The 1,334-nt window shown below is 73.6% G+C and carries 1 protein-coding gene and 1 pseudogene; both read left to right on the top strand.

Annotated features, from left to right (window positions below; genetic code table 11):
* Window positions 1-126, top strand: a pseudogene (locus JNW87_RS41935) (putative dsRNA-binding protein); the annotation flags it as partial.
* Between the two features lie 68 nt (window positions 127-194).
* Complete coding sequence (gene mutM, locus JNW87_RS38755; protein WP_309234169.1) at window positions 195-1,052, top strand: bifunctional DNA-formamidopyrimidine glycosylase/DNA-(apurinic or apyrimidinic site) lyase; 858 nt, start codon at window positions 195-197, stop codon at window positions 1,050-1,052.
* Window positions 1,053-1,334 lie beyond the last annotated feature (282 nt).

Genomic DNA, 1,334 nt, shown 5'->3' with positions numbered 1-1,334 from the left:
AAGACCTTCACCGCCTGGGTGGTGGTCGCCGGCAACCGGTACGGCGGCGCCGAGGGCCGGAGCAAGAAGGAGGCCGAGCAGCGGGCCGCCGAGTCGGCCTGGCGGATGCTGACCGAGCAGGCCGAGGCGGGCGCGGCGCGGCGACGGCGCGTCGGGCGACGCCGGGAGCGAGACCGCCGACGCGGGCGCCGGCCGTGCCTGAGCTGCCCGAGGTCGAGACGGTCCGGCAGGGCCTGGCCCAGTGGGTCATCGGCCGCCGGATCGCCTCCGTGGAGGTGCGCCACCCGCGCGCGGTGCGCCGGCACACCCCGGGCGGCGGGCACTTCGCCGACGTGCTGACCGGCCGGACGGTGACCGACGTCCGCCGCCGGGGCAAGTACCTCTGGCTGCCGCTGGACAGCGGTGACGCGTTGATCGGCCACCTCGGCATGTCCGGCCAGCTGCTGCTCCAACCGGTCGGCGCGGCCGACGAGCTGCACCTGCGGGTCCGGTTCCGGTTCGCCGACGACGGCCCGGAGCTGCGCTTCGTCGACCAGCGCACGTTCGGTGGGCTGTCGGTCAGCGAGGGCGGCGCCGAGCTGCCGGACGAGATCGCGCACATCGCCCGGGACCCGATGGACCCGGAGTTCTCCGACGCCGGTTTCGTGGCGGCGCTGCGCCGGCGGCGGACCGAGGTGAAGCGGGCGCTGCTCGACCAGACCCTGATCTCCGGGGTGGGCAACATCTACGCCGACGAGGCGCTCTGGCGGGCGAAGCTGCACGGCGCCCGCCCCACCGACGCGCTGACCGGCCCGGCCGCGCAGCGGCTGCTCGGACACGTCCGGGACGTGCTCGGTGAGGCGATCAAGCAGGGCGGCACCAGCTTCGACGAGCTGTACGTCAACGTCAACGGCGAGAGCGGCTACTTCGACCGGTCGCTGAGCGCGTACGGCCGGGAGGGCGAGCCCTGCCCGCGGTGCGGCACGCCGATCCGGCGCGAGGCGTTCATGAACCGGTCGTCGTACAGCTGCCCGCGCTGCCAGCCCCGTCCCCGCGGTGCCCTGAGGGGTTGACCCCGAGGCGGCTCCGGGTTGCGCCGGTGTGCCTTGACCGGTGGTCCCGGCGCGCCGCCGGGTTCGTACCCGGAAAAGCCCTTTCTGTCCGGTTGGTCCATCCGGTCCTGCCCGGCCGGCCGGTGCTCGCCGGATCGGGGACGAGCCGGGGCCGTTCCCCGATGTCTGGGCCCCCTCCGCTCCCTAGATCCTTGGGTTCGAGAATCTGAACAACTGAGTCAGGTTTTCAGGCTGCGGTTTTGAGTCGTGCGCGGGCGATGTAGTCGTCGACGTGGTGGTCGA

This window comes from Micromonospora sp. ATA51, from assembly GCF_016802855.1.
In the GTDB taxonomy this organism is placed as follows: Bacteria; Actinomycetota; Actinomycetes; order Mycobacteriales; family Micromonosporaceae; genus Micromonospora; species Micromonospora sicca.
The sequence above is the reverse complement of the archived record's forward strand: the minus strand, read 5'-3'. Positions and strand labels throughout refer to the sequence as shown.